Below are 16,184 nucleotides of genomic sequence, written 5' to 3'. Positions count from 1 at the left end.
CCGAGATCATCCGCGTGGCATGATCTCAGCGGGGAAAGGGGCAATCACGCCTCAAGCCCGAGTTCTGCAACAACGCCGAGGTCCGCCTAGATCGGATCGACAACTTTTGCAAGAAAATCTGCCGTGATACACAGCTTTGGGGTTATTTTTGCGCGAGATCACGCCAAGAGCCCATTTCATGCGCGTTCGTAAATGCCCGCTTGGTCCGGTCTTTCACCAAATCCCCAGCACTGCGCGAACGCGAATCCGCTGCCTTCCGGGGCCTCGCGCTGCATGACGCGCGCGCCTCTTCGCGGCGCCGGTGCTCCGATGTCACCGGAAGGATTTCCGACCCCCTCGCCGTCACCGACGAAGAGCGCGACAGGGCTGCCCTCCCTCGCCCGCCAGAATCACGGACCGGCGAAACGGTCGCCCCCCTTGCCAAAAGCAAAAAACGCGGACCCCGCAGGGCCCGCGTTTTTTCAATCGAACCGGCGTGGCCGAAGGCCACACCGCTGGATCACGCCCGCTCAGGCGATCTCGACCAGTTCGATGGCAAAGGTCAGATCCTTGCCCGCCAGAGGGTGGTTGGCGTCCAGCGTCACCTGCTCTTCGGTCACCTCGATCACGGTCACCGGCATCACCTGGCCCGTGGGCGTCTGCACCTGCAGCTGTGTGCCGAGGTCCAGCGGAATGTCAGCGGGAATTTCGCCGCGGGGCACGGCCTGACGCGCTTCGGGGTTGGGCTGGCCATAGGCTTCGTCGGCGGGCACTTCGACCACTTTCTTCTCGCCGACCGCCATGCCCGGCATGGCCTTGTCCAACCCGGGGATGATCTGGCCCGAGCCGACGGTGAATTCCAACGGATCGCGTCCGTCGCTCGTATCGAAGGTGCTGCCGTCGTTCAGGGTTCCGGTGTAATGAATGCGAACGGTGTCGCCGGTCTTGACCTGCGTCATGGAATCTCCAGTGCATGTGGGAAAGATGTGAGTTGCAGAGGCCGCAGCGCCTGCGGGTGCTCTATTTGCTTGCGCGTAAAGATAGACATACTGCGCCGCACATGCAAATCGGCCCGTCTGCGACCTATCCGCCCGGCCCGCGCATATTCGCCCCTTTCGCACGTCCGCGCGCCATGCCACCCTGCGCGCAACGAGACAAAGGGGTCTTCCATGCCGATCACCACCTGTATCTTCGACGCCTATGGCACGCTCTTCGACGTCGCCGCCGCCGCGCGGCAGGCCGCGGGCGAACCCGGCCAGGAACGCCTGGCCGAGATCTGGCCCAAACTGGCCGAGGACTGGCGTCAGAAGCAATTGCAATACACCTGGCTGCGCGCCATCACCGGCGAGTACACCCCCTTCTGGGAGGTGACCAAGGACGGGCTCGACTGGGCGATGGAGCGCGCGGGCCTCGACGATCCGGAACTGCGCGAGCGGCTGCTGGCGCTCTACTGGGAACTGGCCCCCTACCGCGAAGTGCCGATGATGCTGGCCCGGCTCAAGGCCGCCGGAAAAACCTGCGCGATCCTGTCCAACGGCAGCCCCGAGATGCTCGATGGCGCGGTCGACAGCGCCGGGATCGGCGAATATCTCGACAGTGTGCTGTCGGTCGCCGACGTCGGCATCTTCAAACCCAGCGCGCGGGTCTACGACATGGTCGGCGCGCGCTTCGGCGTGCCGAAGGAAGAGGTGCTCTTCGTGTCGTCCAATGGCTGGGACGCGGCGGGGGCGGCCGGTTACGGCTTCACCACCGCCTGGGTCAACCGCGCGGGCGACCCGGTCGACCGCCTGCCCGCGCGCCCACATCACATCCTGACAGACCTCACCACCATCCCGGAGCTTGCCCGCTGATGCCCCGTTTCACCGCCTCCGACGCCACCGGCCTGCACTACACCGACGAGGGCGACGGCCTGCCGCTGCTGTGCCTGTCGGGCCTCACCCGCGACGGTCACGATTTCGACTATCTCGCCCCGCACCTGCCCGAGGGCATCCGCCTGATCCGGCTCGACTATCGCGGTCGCGGGCAATCGGACTGGGCCGATCCGGCCACCTACACGATCCCCATCGAGGGCCGCGATGCCGTCGAACTGCTGAACCATCTCGGTATCGAAAAGGCGGCGGTGCTGGGCACCTCGCGCGGCGGGCTGATCGCCATGATGCTCGCCGCCGCGGTCAAGGACCGCCTGCTGGGCGTCGCGCTCAACGACATCGGCCCCGAGATCGCCGACGCCGGGCTGGACGTGATCAAGAACTACATCGGCCGCAACCCGGTCTGGAAAACCTGGGACGAGGCCGCCGCCGCGCGGCCCAGGGCCATGGCCGGTTTCGCCAACGTGCCGCCCGAACGCTGGCGGATCGAGGTGGAAAAGCTCTATCGCGAAACGCCCGACGGGCTGCAGATCCCCTACGACCCCAGGCTGCGCGACGCGGTGCTCGAGGCCGGGGCGCAGCCCGCGCCAGACCTCTGGCCGCTTTTCGACGCGCTGGCGGGCCTGCCGCTCTGCGCCCTGCGCGGGGCCAATTCGGACCTCCTGTCGCCCGACACCTTCGCCGAGATGAGACGCCGCCGCCCCGACATGATCGCGTCCGAAGTCCCCGACCGTGGCCATATTCCGTTTCTCGACGAACCCGAGGCGCTGGACGCGCTGACACACTGGCTGGGGATGCTGACATGAACATCGACATGATCGAGGCTGCCGCCCTCCGGCTCGCCGGGCAGGCGCGGCGTACGCCGATGCTGTCCTCGCCCTTTCTCGACCGCATCGCCGGGCGGCGGGTGCTGGTCAAGGCCGAATGCCTGCAGCACACCGGCAGCTTCAAGTTCCGAGGCGGCTGGTCCGCCGTATCGGCCTTACCGGAAGATCAGCGCAAACAAGGGGTTATCGCCTATTCCTCAGGAAACCACGCGCAGGGCGTGGCGCTGGCCGCACAGCGGCACGGCGTGCCTGCGGTTATCATCATGCCCGCCGACGCACCGCGCATGAAGATCGACAACACCCGCACGCTGGGGGCCGAGGTGGTGCTTTACGACCGCGAGACCGAGGACCGCGACGCCATCGGCACCGCGCTCGCGGCCGAGCGCGGGCTGACGCTGATCAAGCCTTACGACGAGCCCCAGGTCATCGCCGGGCAAGGCACCACCGGGCTCGAGATCGCCGAACAGGCGGCCGAAGAAGGTGTGACCGAGGCCGACGTTCTGGTCTGCTGCGGCGGCGGCGGCTTCAGCTCCGGCATCGCGTTGGCCTGCGAGGCGCGCGCGCCGGGTTTGCGCGTGCGCACCGTCGAGCCCGAGGGGTTTGACGACGTGGCCCGCTCGCTCCGATCCGGCGGGATCGAGAGGAACAACCGCGCCTCCGGCAGCCTTTGCGACGCGATCGTCACGCCGCAGCCCGGCAAACTGACCTTCCCGATCCTCAAGCGGCTCTGCGGCGCGGGGCTTGTCGTCAGCGATGCCGAAGCCCAGCGCGCCATGGTCCATGCCTTTGCCCGGCTCAAGCTGGTGGCCGAACCGGGCGGCGCCGTTGCGCTGGCCGCAGCACTCTTTCGCGCCGATGAGATCGAGGGCGACGCGGTGATCGTCACGATCTCGGGCGGGAACGTCGATGCCGGGCTTTATGCCGAAACGCTGACGACCTATGGGGACGAGGTGTGACGCATCTGTCAGTCCGACCAAGCGAGAAATGAGTTTGTTTATTTTTATCATGCCGTTACCAGGCATACCTAAGAGATCACTTCAAGCAGCCCGGCCATGCGGCCCGGCACCGCACTGACGACCAAGGGAGGATAACGATGCAGATGGCAGACCTCGGCGGGCTTCGCCTGCATTACCGGATCGACGGGCCAGAGGACGGCGCGCCGCTGGTGTTCGCGAATTCGCTCGGCACAGACTTCAGGCTTTGGGATAAGATCGTCCCGCAACTACCTGATGGTCTGAGGATTTTACGCTTCGACAAGCGTGGGCACGGGCTGTCGGATTGCCCACCGGGCCCCTATTCCATGGGCGCGCTGGTGACCGACACCGAACGGCTGATGGACCAGCTCGGCTTTCGCGATGCGCTCTTTGTGGGTCTGTCGATCGGCGGCATGATCGCGCAGGGGCTCGCCGCCAAGCGCCCCGACCTGATCCGCGCCATGGTGCTGTCCAATACCGGCGCCAAGATCGCCACCCGCGAAATCTGGGGAGACCGGATCGCAGCCGTGCACCAGGGCGGGATCGAGGCCATCGCCGACGCCACAATGAGCCGCTGGTTTTCCGACGGCTTCCGGCAGACTGATGAATTCCCCGCCTGGCGGCACATGCTGACCCGCACGCCGCAGGAGGGCTATGTCGGCTGTTCCGAGGCCATCGCGGGGACCGATTTCATCACCCCGACCTCGGGTCTGCGCCTGCCGACGCTGGGCATCGCAGGGTCCGAGGACGGATCGACCCCGCCCGATCTGGTGCGCGAAACCGTCGATCTGATCCCCGGCTCGCGCTTTCACCTGATCCGCGGCGCGGGGCATCTGCCTTGCGTGGAAAAGCCCGAGGACTACGCCCGGGCGCTGAATGAGTTCATCGAGGCGCAGGGCCATGTCTGACGCGCCCGCCGCAGCGAACGGAGGACGCCCATGAACATCCTTCTGGTGCACGGATCGGCCCACGGCGCCTGGTGCTGGCGCAAGCTGCTGCCGCAGCTCACCGCGCGCGGCCACAAAGCGCGGGCCATCGACCTGCCGTCGCACGGCGACGATCCGACCCCGCTGACCGATGTGACGCTGGACCGTTACGCGCAGGCGATCCTCGACGCGCTCGATGGCCCGACGATGGTGGTGGGGCATTCCATGGGCGGCTATCCGATCTCGCGCGCCGCCGAGATGGACCCGTCCAGGATCGCGCATCTGGTCTATCTTTGCGCCTATGTGCCCTGGCCCGGGATGGGCCTGGTGGACATGCGCAAACGCGCGCCGCGCCAGCCGCTGATGAAGGCGGTGCGGCTGGCCGAAGACGGGCAGAGCTTCACCATCGACCCGGCCCATGCGCGCGAGGTCTTCTACCACGATTGCAGCGATGCCGACGTGGCCTTTGCCATCGACCACCTCTGCCCGCAGGCAGTGCTGCCGCAGGCGACGCCGGTCGAGCTGGGCGCAAACTGGGAAAGCGTGCCGCGCAGCTACGTGATCTGCGCCGAGGACGGCGCGATCCCGTCCGAGTTTCAGCATACCATGGCCGCCGATTTTCCGCCCGAACGGGTGCACGAGATGCCGACCTCGCATTCGCCGTTCCTGTCCGACCCCGAGGGCCTGGCCGACCTCATCGACCACATCGCCACAGAGGCCGCCGCATGACCGCCACACCTTTCGACAGCGCGTATCTGAACAAGCTCTTTCCCACCGGGGACGTGGGCCGGCTTTTTTCCGACAGCGCCGAGATCCGCGCGCTGATGATCGTCGAGGGGTCGCTGGCCAAGGTGCAGGGCGCGCGCGGGGTGATCCCCGAGATCAGCGCCCGCGCGATCCATCGCGCCAGTCTCGAGCTGCAGATCGACCCGGCGGGGCTGGCCGGGGCCACGGGGCAAAACGGCGTGGCGATCCCCGCGCTGGTGGCCGCCTTCCGCGAGCTGATGCAGGCGCCCGAACATGCGCAATACATCCATTGGGGGGCCACGTCGCAGGATATCCTCGACACCGGGCTGATGCTGCGGATGCGGCAGGTGCTGGCGGCCTATGAGTCGGCCCTGCGCGATACGCTGGCCGCACTCGCCGATCTGGCAGAGGCCCACGCCGATCTGCCGATGGCCGCGCGCACCTATGGCCAGTTCGCCACGCCAACCAGCTTTGGCGCGGTGGTGGCGGGCTGGGGCTGGCCGCTGTTGCAGGCGCTCGAGCAGCTGGAGGGTCTGCGCGCCTGGGCGCTCTGGGTGTCGCTGTCGGGCGCGGCGGGGACGTCTTCGGCGCTGGGGCCGGAGGCCGCGCAGCTGCGCGCCGATCTGGCCGAGGCATTGGGCCTAAATGATCCCGGCCGGTCCTGGCACAACGACCGCAGCCCCATCGCCGCGCTGACCGACTGGATGGCGGGCACGGCACTGGCGCTTGGCAAGATGGGCGAGGATCTGATCCTGGCCACCGCGTCGGAAACCGCCGAGCTGCGGCTGCCGGGCAGCGGGGCCTCGTCGACGATGCCGCAGAAACAGAACCCCGTCGCGCCCTCGGCGCTGGTGGCGCTGGCGCGCCACGCCAACGGGCTGGCGGCGACACTGAAGGGCGCGGTCCTGCACCGGCAGGCCCGCGACGGCGCGGCCTGGTTCACAGAATGGCTGACCCTGCCGCAGCTGGCGCTTGCCACCGCCGCCGCGCTGGAACATGGGCGCGCGCTGGCGCGCGGCGTGACACCCGACGCCGCCGCCATGGCCTCCACGCTCGACCGCTCGGGCGGCGCGATGATGGCCGAAGCGCTATCCTTTGCGCTGGCGGCGCAAATGCCCCGACCCGAGGCGCAGGCCGCGGTCAAGGCGCTTGCCGCAAAGGCGCGCGAGACCGGCGCGCCGCTGCGCGACGTGGCGCTCAGCGCCTGGCCCGACCTCGACCCGGGGCTCTTCGATCCGGCGCGTCAGCTGGGCCAGGCCCCGGCCGAGGCTGCGGGTTTTGCCCGCGCCGCCCGCGCAGCGCTTTGAACATGGCGTCGGTCATTGCAGCCAGGGTCCGGGCCGGTATACACCGACCCAAGGCGCGTGATGCCTGACAACCCGGTCCCGCAATGCGCCTGCCTGTTCTGTTTATCCTGCTGACCGTGATGATCGACGCCATGGGCGTCGGGCTGATCATCCCCGTCATGCCGGCGCTGATTCAGGACGTCACCGGCGGCCATCTGGCCAATGCCGCGCTTTGGGGCGGCTTGCTCAGCACCGTCTTCGCGATCATGCAATTCGGCTTCGGCCCGGTGATGGGCAACCTGTCCGACCGCTTCGGGCGGCGGCCCATCCTGCTGGTCACGCTCGCGGTGATGGCCGCCGATTACGCTGTGATGGCGGTTGCGGGGTCGATCTGGCTGCTGCTGGCGGGCCGGATCGTCGGGGGGATCACGGCGGCCACGCAATCGACCGCGACGGCCTATATGGCCGACATCGCCGAGCCGGGCAAAAAGGCGCAGAACTTCGGCCTCGTGGGCGCGGCCTTCGGCATCGGCTTCGTCATCGGCCCGCTGATGGGTGGGCTGCTGGGCGAGCTTGGCACCCGCGCGCCGTTCTGGGCCGCCGCCGCACTGGCCGCGGGCAATTGCGTGCTGGGCTTCTTCGTGCTGCGCGAGACCGTGACCGACGACATCCGCCGCCCCTTCGAATGGCGCCGCGCCAACCCCCTGGGCGCCTTCCGCGCATTAAGCCGCCTGCCCGGCATCGGGCGCGGCCTTACGGTGTTCTTCCTCTATCAGGTGGCGTTCTTCGTCTACCCGGCGGTCTGGGCCTTCTTCGGAGAGGCGCGGTTCGGCTGGGATCCGCGCATGATCGGGATCTCTCTGGCGCTCTTCGGGATCATGATGGCCATCGTGCAGGGCGGGCTGATCCGCCTGATCCTGGCCCGGCTGGGCGAGCGCGGCACGGTGGTTTACGGGCTGGTCTTCGACATCTTCGCCTTTGGTGCAATCGCCATGGTCACCTCCGGCACGGTGGCGCTGATCCTGACGCCGATGGCCGCACTCGGCGCGGTGATCACGCCCGCGCTGCAAGGGCTCATGAGCCAGACCGTCGGCCCCACCCGCCAGGGCGAGCTGCAGGGCGCGCTGGCCAGCGTCGGCGCCGTCGCGATGATCGTCTCGCCGCTGCTGATGACGGGGATCTTCGCGCATTTCACCGCCCCCGGCGCCGCGCCCTACTTCCCCGGCGCGCCGTTCCTGCTGTCGGCGGGGCTGATCGTGCTGGCCCTGGCGGTCTTTCTTGCGCCCGCGCGCCGCCGCCCCGCACCCTGAGCGGCACGATCCGTCGCTTTCCGGCTTGCAACGCCACGCGCGACTGCGCACCCTGCCCCAAAAGGCACCGGAGACCAACATGCCCCGCATCAAGGCGGCCGTCTGCACGGCCCACAACCAGCCGCTCGAAATCGAAGAGCTCGACCTGCGCGCCCCTGCCACCGGCGAGGTCGAGGTCACGCTCGACGCAGTGGCGATCTGCCATTCCGACATCCACTTCGCCGATGGCGCCTGGGGCGGCGATCTGCCCGCGGTCTACGGCCACGAGGCCGCGGGCCGCGTCAGTGCTCTGGGCGACGGGGTCACCGGGCTCGAGATCGGCCAGCGCGTCTGCGTCACGCTGATCCGGGCTTGCGGGGCTTGTCTCAACTGCGCCTCCGGCCGGCCCACGATCTGCGAGACGCCCAACGACGGCCCCTCGCCGCTGACCCGCCCCGACGGCACCGCCGTCGTGCAGGCGATGAACTGCGGCGCCTTCGCCGAACGGGTGGTCGTGGACCAGAGCCAACTTGTGCCCCTGCCCGACGACATGGCCCCCGAATGCGTGGCCCTGATGGCCTGCGGCGTGATCACCGGCATCGGCGCGGTGGTCAACGCAGGCAAGCTGCGCGCCGGCGAGGATGTAGTGGTGATCGGCGCGGGCGGCGTCGGGCTCAACGCGATCCAGGGCGCGCGGATCGCCGGGGCGCGCCGGATCGTCGCGGTAGACATGAGCGAGGAAAAGCTGGACATCGCAAGGCAATTCGGCGCCACCGACGGCATTCTCGCCACCCGCAAAGACCCATGGCGCGCGGCGATAAAGGCCATGGGCCGCGGCGCCGACCTCGTGATCGTCACCGTGGGCGCCATCCCCGCCTATGACGACGCCCCGCGCTATCTCGGCTGGGGCGGGCGCATGATCATGGTCGGCATGCCGCATTCCGGCGCAATGGCGCAATACGAACCGGTGATCCTGGCCTATATGTCCCAGGGCATGCAGGGCTCGAAAATGGGCGACGTGGTGATCCGCCGCGACATCCCCTGGATGGCCGACCTCTACCGCCAGGGCCGCCTGAAACTCGACGAGCTCGTCTCGGGCCGCTGGTCGCTCGACCAGATCAACGACGCCATCGCCGACACCCGCGCCGGCGGCGCCCGGCGCAACGTCATCCTCTTCGACACGTGACCTTTTCACTGATCCATAAATATCCCGGGGGGTTTGGGGGGCGGGCCCCCCAACCGGTCGGATCGCGCAAGCGATCCGAAACCATCGACAAGGGCACCGCGCAATGAAACTCCAGGACCTCGATATCGTCATCACCGCACCCCCGGCCCCCGGCTGGGGCGGACGCTACTGGATCCTCGTCAAGCTCACCACCGCCTGCGGCATCACCGGCTGGGGCGAATGCTACGCCAGCTCCGTCGGCCCCGAGGCCATGCGCGCCGTTATCGCCGACGTCTTCCAGCGCTATTTCGAGGGCGAGAGCCCAGAAAACATCGAACGCCTCTTTCGCCGCACCTATTCCTCGGGTTTCACCCAGCGCCCCGATCTGACGGTCATGGGCGCGTTCTCCGGGCTCGAGATCGCCTGCTGGGATATCCTCGGCAAGGCCCGCGACCGGCCGGTCTGGGCGCTTCTGGGCGGCCGGATGAACGACCGCATCCGCGCCTATACCTACCTCTACCCGCTGCCGCAGCACCGGGTGACTACCTTCTGGTCGAACCCCGACCAGGCCGCCGAGGCCGCACTCGACTGCGTGGCGCGCGGCTATACGGCGGTGAAATTCGACCCCGCGGGCCCCTACACGATCCACGGCGGCCACCAGCCCGCCATGACCGACATCAGCCAGTCGGTGGCCTTCTGCAAGGCCATCCGCGAGGCGGTGGGCGACCGGGCCGATCTGCTTTTCGGCACCCATGGTCAGTTCACCACCTCGGGCGCGATCCGGCTCGGACAGGCGCTCGAGCCCTTCAGCCCGCTCTGGTACGAGGAACCGATCCCGCCCGACAACCTGCTCGAATTCGCCGAGGTCGCGCGGCAGGTGCGCATCCCCATCGCCACCGGCGAACGGCTGACCACCAAGGCCGAATTCGCCGCGCTGCTGCGCACCGGCGGGGCCAGCATCCTCCAGCCCGCCCTGGGCCGCGCTGGCGGCATCTGGGAGATGAAGAAGGTCGCCGCCATGGCCGAGGCCTTCAATGCCGAAATGGCCCCGCATCTTTATGCCGGCCCGCTGGAATGGGCGGCGAACGTGCACCTTGCCGCCTCGATCCCCAACCTTCTCATCGCCGAAACCATCGAGACGCCGTTCCACAATGCCTTGATCCGCAACGCGATTCGGATCGAGGACGGCTATATCCTGCCGCCCGAAGCGCCGGGGCTCGGCATAGAGGTGGACGAGGCGCTGGCCCGCGCCCATCCCTACACCGGTGCCGGGCTGCATCTGGAAATGCAGGACGCGCCCTGCGATTACCACGGCAAGAACGACTTTCAGGGCGGCGCGCCCGCGCCCGATGCCTGAGCGCCCGCCCTATACCGGCCCCGACCTCTGCGCGCTGACCGCCACCGAGGCCGTGGTGCTGCTGCACCGTGGCGAGGTTTCGCCCGCCGAACTGGTCGAGGCCTCGCTAAGCCGCATGGCGCAGGTCGAACCGGCGGTCAACGCCATGGTCACCCCCTGCCCCGACCGCGCCCGCGCGGCGGCCATGCGGGCAGAAAGCGACAGCCTGCTGGCGGGCCTGCCGCTGGGTATCAAGGACCTGACGCCTGTCGCGGGCGTGCGCACCACCTGGGGCACCAAAGCCCTCGCCGATCACGTGCCCGAGGCCTCCGCGCCGCTGGTCACCCGGATCGAGGCGCGCGGCGGCATCGTCATGGGCAAGACCAACACGCCCGAACAAGGCGCGGGCGGCAACACCTTCAACGCCGTCTTCGGCGCAACCCGCAATCCTTGGGACACGTCGCGCAACGCAGGCGGATCGTCGGGCGGCGCGGCGGTGTCGCTGGCCACGGGCGAGGTCTGGCTCAGCCACGGCTCGGACCATGCCGGATCGCTGCGCACCCCGGCGAACTACTGCGGCGTGGTCGGGCTGCGGCCCTCGCCCGGCGTGGCGGGCGGCCCGGCCCAGGTGGCCTTCGCGCCCTATTCGGTGCAGGGGCCGATGGCGCGCAATGTGGCCGATTGTGCGCTCTTTCTCGATGTGATGGCCGGGTTCGATCCGGTCTGGCCCCTGTCCTGGCCCGCGCCCGAAACGCCCTATGCGCAGGCCTGCCGGCAGGCCCCCGGCCCGCTGCGGATCGGCTTTTCCGCCGACCTCGGCGGCTTTGCCCCGGTCACTTCGGAAATCGCCCAGGTTCTGACCACAGCACTTGGACAGGTGACCGACGCCACCACGGCCGTCGAGGCCGCAACACCCGACCTGACCGGGCTCGACCAGACCTTCCGCACCCTGCGCGGTCTGCTCTTCACCGCCGAGGCGCAAGCCACCCCCGACGAGGTTCGCCGCCATTACAAACCCGCCTACCAGCAGAACATCCGCGAAGGACAGGCGCTTACGGCCGAAGACATCGGCGCGGCCATGCTGGCGCAATCGCGCCTCTACGCCGAAATGCTGCGGTTTTTCCAAAAGTTCGACGTGCTGGCCTGCGCCGTCAACGGCCTGCCCCCGGGACCGGTCGAAGAGGAATTCCCCACCGAGGTCGCAGGCCAGCCCATGCGCGATTACATCGACTGGCTGCGCTTTGCCTTTCTCGCCACCACCTGCGGACTGCCGGCGCTGTCGCTGCCTGTCGGCTTCACTGCCGAGGGCCTGCCGGTCGGCCTGCAACTGATCGGCCCGCCCCGCGGCGAGGCGCGCCTGCTGCAGATCGCCCGTCATATCGAGGAAAGTCTGGGGCTGCCCTCCACGCCCATCGACCCGGTCCGCCGCTGACCGCCCAGCGCAACGCAGTCCCGGGCTTGACCCGGGACCTGCACCGCGATGCTTTACGAGGTCCCGGATCAGGTCCGGGACCGGGTCTCATCCGGAACGATACGTTACGCCGCCCATTCCCAGGGCCGTGTATAGGCGCCCAGAACGTCCTGCACATCGGCCTCGGACGCGCCGTTTGCCTGAAGCTGCGCCACCAGGCCGCGCTTCTTGTCGTCGGTCACGGACACCACCCGCGCCGGCACCTCCGCCTTCTCAAGCGCGGCGTTGTAGACCCGGGTGATGGCGTGTTTGCGCAGGTCGGGCTTGAACACCTTGCCAACGGCGGTCTTGGGCAATTCGTCGAGGATCGTCATGTGCTTGGGTTGCGCCGCCCGTTCGTGCACATGCACCTTGCAATGCTCAAGCAGCTCTTGCTCGGTCACACTTGCACCCGCGACCAGTTCGACGAAGGCGCAGGGCAGCTCGCCCGAATGCGCGTCGGGCTGGCCGATGGCCCCGGCGAAGGACACCGCCGGATGCAGCAACAAGGCCTCTTCGATCTCGGCGGGGTCGATGTTGTGACCGCCGCGAATGATCAGATCCTTGGCGCGCCCGGTGATCCAGAGATAACCGTCCGCATCCACCCGCCCCAGATCGCCGGTGCGCAGATGGGTGCCGCGATAATAGAGGTCCTTGTTCTTGTCTTCCTCGGTATAGGTGTGCCCGGCATAGACGCCCGGGTTGGCCACGCAGATTTCGCCGACCTCGTCCACCGCGCATTCCACCAGATCGCCATTCGTCTTCCTGACGATGCGCACATCGGTATAGGGAAACGGGATCCCGATCGACCCCACCTTCTTCACCCCGTCCACCGGGTTCACCGACACCAGGCAGGTCGCCTCGGTCAGCCCGTAGCCTTCGCAGATCGTCACGCCGCAGGCGTCCTCGAACCGCTTGAAAAGCTCCAGCGGCAGCGGCGCCGAGCCCGAAAACGCCGTCTTGACGGTCGAGATATCCGCATCCACCTTGCGCTGCATCATCGCGCTGATCGCTGTTGGCACGGTGATGACGAAGGTGATCTTCCAGCGCTCGCAGAGCTTCCAGAAATTGTCGAACACCCCCTCGCCGCGATAGCCCTGCGGCGTCGGGAACACCACATGCGCCCCCGAACAGAGCGCCGCCATCAGGATCACGTGGCAGGCGAAGACGTGAAACAGCGGCAGCGGACACATGATGTTGTCCTGCTCGGAAAACAGCAGCCGGTGGCCCAACCAGCCGTTGTAGATCATGCCCGAATAGGTGTGCTGCGCCACCTTGGGCATGCCCGTCGTACCGCCGGTGTGGAAATAGGCGGCAACCCGGTCGGCGGTGCTGTCCTCGAAGGTCAGCGTCTTGGGGTGCTTGGCCAGTTCCTTGTTGAAATCCTTGACGTCGGCATGGTGGTTGTCGGGGTTCTTGGGCCGGATCAACGGCACGATCCACGACTTCGGCGGGGTCAGATAGCGGTTCAGATCGACCTCGAGCACCGTATGCACATTGGGCGCGTTGCGCACCGCCTCGGACATCTTCTGCGCCACGTCGGTCTTGGGGAAGGCCTTGAGCGTGACGACGACCTTGGCATCGGTCTCGCGCAGGATGGCGGCGATCTGTTCGGGCTCGAGCAGCGGGTTGATCGGGTTGACGATCCCGGCCACCATCCCGCCCAGCAGGGTCGCGATGGTCTCGTTGCAATTGGGCAGGACATAGGCGATCACGTCGGTCTCGCCGATCCCCATCGCGCGGAACATGTTTGCCGCCTGGGTGACCTGGTTCTTGAGCCCGGACCAGGTAAGCGTTTCGGCCTTGTCGTCCGGCCCCGACAGCAGCTGATAGCTGACCGCGTTGCGGTCCGGAAAGGCCCCTGCGGTCTTCAGCAACTGACCATAGATCGTGGCCGGCACGTCGCGGTCCGCCCAGGGCATCTCTCCTTCGATCGCATTGCGATCGGCCATCCCGGCAAAGGCCATGACAATTCCTCCCAAAAAAGCGCCGGTGCATGGCCGGCGCGCATTGTGTCCCTTACCGCGCAGTCTGGAAAGGAATTGCCGCGCGCGCAAGGGCCGGAAACGCTGCGGCACGGATACTATGACGCAACGTCCCGAGGGGGGCTGGGGGGCCTCCCCCCAGGGCCTGCGTGGCCTGAACGCAATCGGGGCTGTGCACGCATGGCGTGCGCATTTGGATCAGGGCTATTCGGCGGCGATGCCGTCGGTGAACTGCAGCCGCGCCAGACGCGCGTAAAGCCCGCCCTCGGCGACCAGCGCGTCATGCGCGCCCGTGGCCACCACGCGGCCTTCGTCCATCACCACGATCCGGTCCGCCTTTTTGACCGTCGCCAGGCGGTGCGCCACGATGATCGTGGTGCGCCCCTCGCTCAGCCGGTCGACCGCAGCCTGCACCGCGCGTTCGCTTTCCGCATCCAACGCGCTCGTCGCCTCGTCCAGCAGCAGCACCGGCGCATCCCGCAGGATCGCGCGCGCAATGGCGATGCGCTGTTTCTGCCCGCCAGACAGCATCACGCCGCGTTCGCCCAGCCAGCTGTCGTAACCGTCGGGCAATGCGGCGACGAAATCATGCGCGGCGGCGGCCTTCGCGGCCTCCTCGATCTCAGCATCGGTGGCGTCGGGGCGGCCGAAGCGGATGTTCTCGCGCGCCGAGGCGGCGAAGATCACCGGGTCCTGCGGCACCAGCGCGATATGGCGGCGGAACGCGTCGCGCGTCATGTCTGTCAGCGCCACACCGTCCAGCCGCACCGCGCCCGCGTCGGGGTCGTAGAACCGCTGGATCAACTGCACGATGGTGGTCTTGCCCGCCCCCGAAGGACCGACCAACGCCACCGTCTCGCCGGGCTTGATGTCCAGCGTGACGTGATCGAGCGCCTGCACGCCCGGGCGCGCGGGATAGGCGAAAGAGACGTCCTCGAACCGGATCTCGCCGCGCACCGGGGTCGGCACCGGCTTGGGCGCGGCCGGGTCCTGCACGCTGTCGGTGGCCTCCAGCAGTTCGACCAGACGCTCGGTCGCGCCCGCCGCGCGCTGCAGCTCGCCGAATACCTCCGACAGCGCGGCCACCGCGCCCGCCACCATCACCGCGTAGATCACGAACTGAATGAGCGCGCCCGCGCTCATGTCGCCCGCGCGCACGTCCCAGGCCCCGATCCAAAGCACGCCGACAACCCCGGTGAACACTAGGAAGATGACGATGGCCGTCATCAGCGCCCGGGTCCAGATGCGCCGGCGCGCGGCGTCAAAGCTTTTCTCGGTCACCTCCGCGAAGCCCGCCTTCGAGATCGCCTCGTGCGTGAAAGCCTGCACCGTCTGAACGCTCAAAAGCGCCTCGGACGCATTGCCCGACGAGGCCGCGATCCAGTCCTGGTTCTCGCGGCTCAGCACCCGCAGCCGGCGCCCCAGCGTCAGGATCGGAACCACCACCGCTGGCACGATCAAGAGCACCAGCCCGGTCAGCTTGGCGCTGGTGAAGAGCATCAGGATCAGCCCGCCCACGAACAGCAGGACGTTGCGCAAGGCGATGGAAATGGACGATCCGATCACCGACAGGATCAGCGTGGTGTCGGTGGTGATGCGGCTCAGCACCTCGCCGGTCATGATCTTTTCATAAAACGACGGGCTGAGCCCGATCACCCGGTCGAAGACCGCCATCCGGATGTCCGCGACCACCCGTTCGCCCAGCCGCGTGACCAGCGCATAGCGCAGCGCGGTGCCCACGGCCAGCAGCGCCGCGATCCCCAACGCCGCGGTGAAGTAGAGATCGAGCAGCGTGCCGTCCTCGACCCTGAAATTGTCGACCACGCGCCGCACCGCCATCGGCAGGATCAGCGACACGCAGGCCGTGCTGACCAACGCCAGTATCGCCAGCATCAGCAGGCCGCGATAGGGCAGAAGAAACGGCCAAAGCCGCCCCAACGAGCCCAGTTTCCTGGATTTCTCGCGCTCTCCCTCGGACGTGGCCGGGGTTTCGTTCCGGGCCATGGCCCCTCCCTTCAGTCTTTGGCAGATGTTTCTGACACTGCGACCCGGTGGTCAAGCGGTGCATTGCCACAGGCAAGGGACGGATTTGGGAAAGAGCGTGGAGCGGGCGGCGGGAATCGAACCCGCGTCATCAGCTTGGAAGTCAGTTGCGACAAACCCAATTTATATCAAATTCACAATGACATACACAAACCACGCCAAAGCATTTGCAGGTGAAGTGTCGGAAAATAGTTTTTGGAGCGGGCGGCGGGAATCGAACCCGCGTCATCAGCTTGGAAGGCTGAGGTCTTACCACTACACAACGCCCGCTCAGCGCGTTAGGCCTATGACAGACGCCTTCAGAGGTCA

Annotated in this window: 13 protein-coding genes and 1 tRNA gene; 10 read left to right on the top strand and 4 right to left on the bottom strand. The window is 67.7% G+C overall.

Annotated elements, in window-relative coordinates:
* Positions 1-509: 509 nt before the first annotated feature.
* Entirely contained in the window at positions 510-938 is a 429-nt protein-coding gene (locus RXV88_RS21760) for a peptidylprolyl isomerase (RefSeq protein ID WP_316295699.1), read from the bottom strand.
* Between the two features lie 210 nt (positions 939-1,148).
* On the opposite strand from RXV88_RS21760, the gene RXV88_RS21755 reads away from it, so the two are divergent.
* From RXV88_RS21755 to RXV88_RS21710, 10 genes are all read left to right on the top strand, one after another.
* A complete protein-coding gene (locus tag RXV88_RS21755; RefSeq protein ID WP_316295697.1) occupies positions 1,149-1,829 on the top strand; it encodes a haloacid dehalogenase type II in 681 nt (226 codons plus the stop codon).
* Entirely contained in the window at positions 1,829-2,653 is an 825-nt protein-coding gene (locus RXV88_RS21750) for an alpha/beta hydrolase (RefSeq protein WP_316295695.1), read from the top strand. The genes RXV88_RS21755 and RXV88_RS21750 overlap by 1 nt, the downstream gene beginning before the upstream one ends.
* On the top strand, positions 2,650-3,630 hold the full coding sequence (locus tag RXV88_RS21745) for a threonine/serine dehydratase (RefSeq protein ID WP_316295694.1): 981 nt from the start codon (positions 2,650-2,652) through the stop codon (positions 3,628-3,630). The genes RXV88_RS21750 and RXV88_RS21745 overlap by 4 nt, the downstream gene beginning before the upstream one ends.
* A 137-nt stretch (positions 3,631-3,767) precedes the next feature.
* Positions 3,768-4,556, top strand: a complete 789-nt coding sequence (gene pcaD, locus RXV88_RS21740; RefSeq protein WP_316295693.1) for a 3-oxoadipate enol-lactonase — start codon at positions 3,768-3,770, stop codon at positions 4,554-4,556.
* 30 nt (positions 4,557-4,586) lie between these two features.
* Complete coding sequence (locus RXV88_RS21735) at positions 4,587-5,303, top strand: alpha/beta fold hydrolase (protein ID WP_316295692.1); 717 nt, start codon at positions 4,587-4,589, stop codon at positions 5,301-5,303.
* Positions 5,300-6,628, top strand: coding sequence for a lyase family protein (locus RXV88_RS21730; protein ID WP_316295691.1), 1,329 nt, complete (start codon positions 5,300-5,302; stop codon positions 6,626-6,628). The genes RXV88_RS21735 and RXV88_RS21730 overlap by 4 nt, the downstream gene beginning before the upstream one ends.
* 83 nt (positions 6,629-6,711) lie before the next feature.
* Complete coding sequence (locus RXV88_RS21725) at positions 6,712-7,917, top strand: TCR/Tet family MFS transporter (RefSeq protein WP_316295689.1); 1,206 nt, start codon at positions 6,712-6,714, stop codon at positions 7,915-7,917.
* A gap of 79 nt (positions 7,918-7,996) precedes the next feature.
* Positions 7,997-9,082, top strand: coding sequence for a Zn-dependent alcohol dehydrogenase (locus tag RXV88_RS21720; protein WP_316295687.1), 1,086 nt, complete (start codon positions 7,997-7,999; stop codon positions 9,080-9,082).
* 103 nt (positions 9,083-9,185) lie between these two features.
* Positions 9,186-10,418 (top strand): mandelate racemase/muconate lactonizing enzyme family protein, encoded by a 1,233-nt coding sequence (locus tag RXV88_RS21715; RefSeq protein WP_316295684.1) that lies wholly within the window; start codon positions 9,186-9,188, stop codon positions 10,416-10,418.
* Entirely contained in the window at positions 10,411-11,829 is a 1,419-nt protein-coding gene (locus RXV88_RS21710; RefSeq protein ID WP_316295682.1) for an amidase, read from the top strand. The genes RXV88_RS21715 and RXV88_RS21710 overlap by 8 nt, the downstream gene beginning before the upstream one ends.
* 104 nt (positions 11,830-11,933) lie before the next feature.
* Here the strand turns inward: RXV88_RS21710 and RXV88_RS21705 are convergent, their stop codons facing one another.
* From RXV88_RS21705 to RXV88_RS21695, 3 genes are all read right to left on the bottom strand, one after another.
* Positions 11,934-13,814 carry an acyl-CoA synthetase gene (locus RXV88_RS21705; protein ID WP_316295679.1) on the bottom strand — a complete coding sequence of 627 codons (1,881 nt, stop codon included), beginning with the start codon at positions 13,812-13,814 and terminating at the stop codon, positions 11,934-11,936.
* A 222-nt stretch (positions 13,815-14,036) separates the two neighbouring features.
* Complete coding sequence (locus tag RXV88_RS21700) at positions 14,037-15,836, bottom strand: ABC transporter transmembrane domain-containing protein (protein ID WP_316295677.1); 1,800 nt, start codon at positions 15,834-15,836, stop codon at positions 14,037-14,039.
* A 235-nt stretch (positions 15,837-16,071) separates the two neighbouring features.
* Positions 16,072-16,145 (bottom strand) — tRNA-Gly (locus tag RXV88_RS21695).
* Between the last annotated feature and the right edge of the window lie 39 nt (positions 16,146-16,184).

The sequence above is a fragment of the Aestuariicoccus sp. MJ-SS9 genome (assembly GCF_032586235.1).
Lineage (GTDB): Bacteria > Pseudomonadota > Alphaproteobacteria > Rhodobacterales > Rhodobacteraceae > Aestuariicoccus.
This window is presented reverse-complemented; position numbering and strand designations above follow the sequence as displayed.

What these genes read in the sequence shown, in the direction of transcription:
- RXV88_RS21760 (WP_316295699.1), bottom strand. Translation starts at nt 938, where the DNA reads ATGACGCAGGTCAAGACCGGCGACACCGTTCGCATTCATTACACCGGA.
- RXV88_RS21755 (WP_316295697.1), top strand. Translation starts at nt 1,149, where the DNA reads ATGCCGATCACCACCTGTATCTTCGACGCCTATGGCACGCTCTTCGAC.
- RXV88_RS21750 (WP_316295695.1), top strand. Translation starts at nt 1,829, where the DNA reads ATGCCCCGTTTCACCGCCTCCGACGCCACCGGCCTGCACTACACCGAC.
- RXV88_RS21745 (WP_316295694.1), top strand. Translation starts at nt 2,650, where the DNA reads ATGAACATCGACATGATCGAGGCTGCCGCCCTCCGGCTCGCCGGGCAG.
- pcaD (WP_316295693.1), top strand. Translation starts at nt 3,768, where the DNA reads ATGCAGATGGCAGACCTCGGCGGGCTTCGCCTGCATTACCGGATCGAC.
- RXV88_RS21735 (WP_316295692.1), top strand. Translation starts at nt 4,587, where the DNA reads ATGAACATCCTTCTGGTGCACGGATCGGCCCACGGCGCCTGGTGCTGG.
- RXV88_RS21730 (WP_316295691.1), top strand. Translation starts at nt 5,300, where the DNA reads ATGACCGCCACACCTTTCGACAGCGCGTATCTGAACAAGCTCTTTCCC.
- RXV88_RS21725 (WP_316295689.1), top strand. Translation starts at nt 6,712, where the DNA reads ATGCGCCTGCCTGTTCTGTTTATCCTGCTGACCGTGATGATCGACGCC.
- RXV88_RS21720 (WP_316295687.1), top strand. Translation starts at nt 7,997, where the DNA reads ATGCCCCGCATCAAGGCGGCCGTCTGCACGGCCCACAACCAGCCGCTC.
- RXV88_RS21715 (WP_316295684.1), top strand. Translation starts at nt 9,186, where the DNA reads ATGAAACTCCAGGACCTCGATATCGTCATCACCGCACCCCCGGCCCCC.
- RXV88_RS21710 (WP_316295682.1), top strand. Translation starts at nt 10,411, where the DNA reads ATGCCTGAGCGCCCGCCCTATACCGGCCCCGACCTCTGCGCGCTGACC.
- RXV88_RS21705 (WP_316295679.1), bottom strand. Translation starts at nt 13,814, where the DNA reads ATGGCCTTTGCCGGGATGGCCGATCGCAATGCGATCGAAGGAGAGATG.
- RXV88_RS21700 (WP_316295677.1), bottom strand. Translation starts at nt 15,836, where the DNA reads ATGGCCCGGAACGAAACCCCGGCCACGTCCGAGGGAGAGCGCGAGAAA.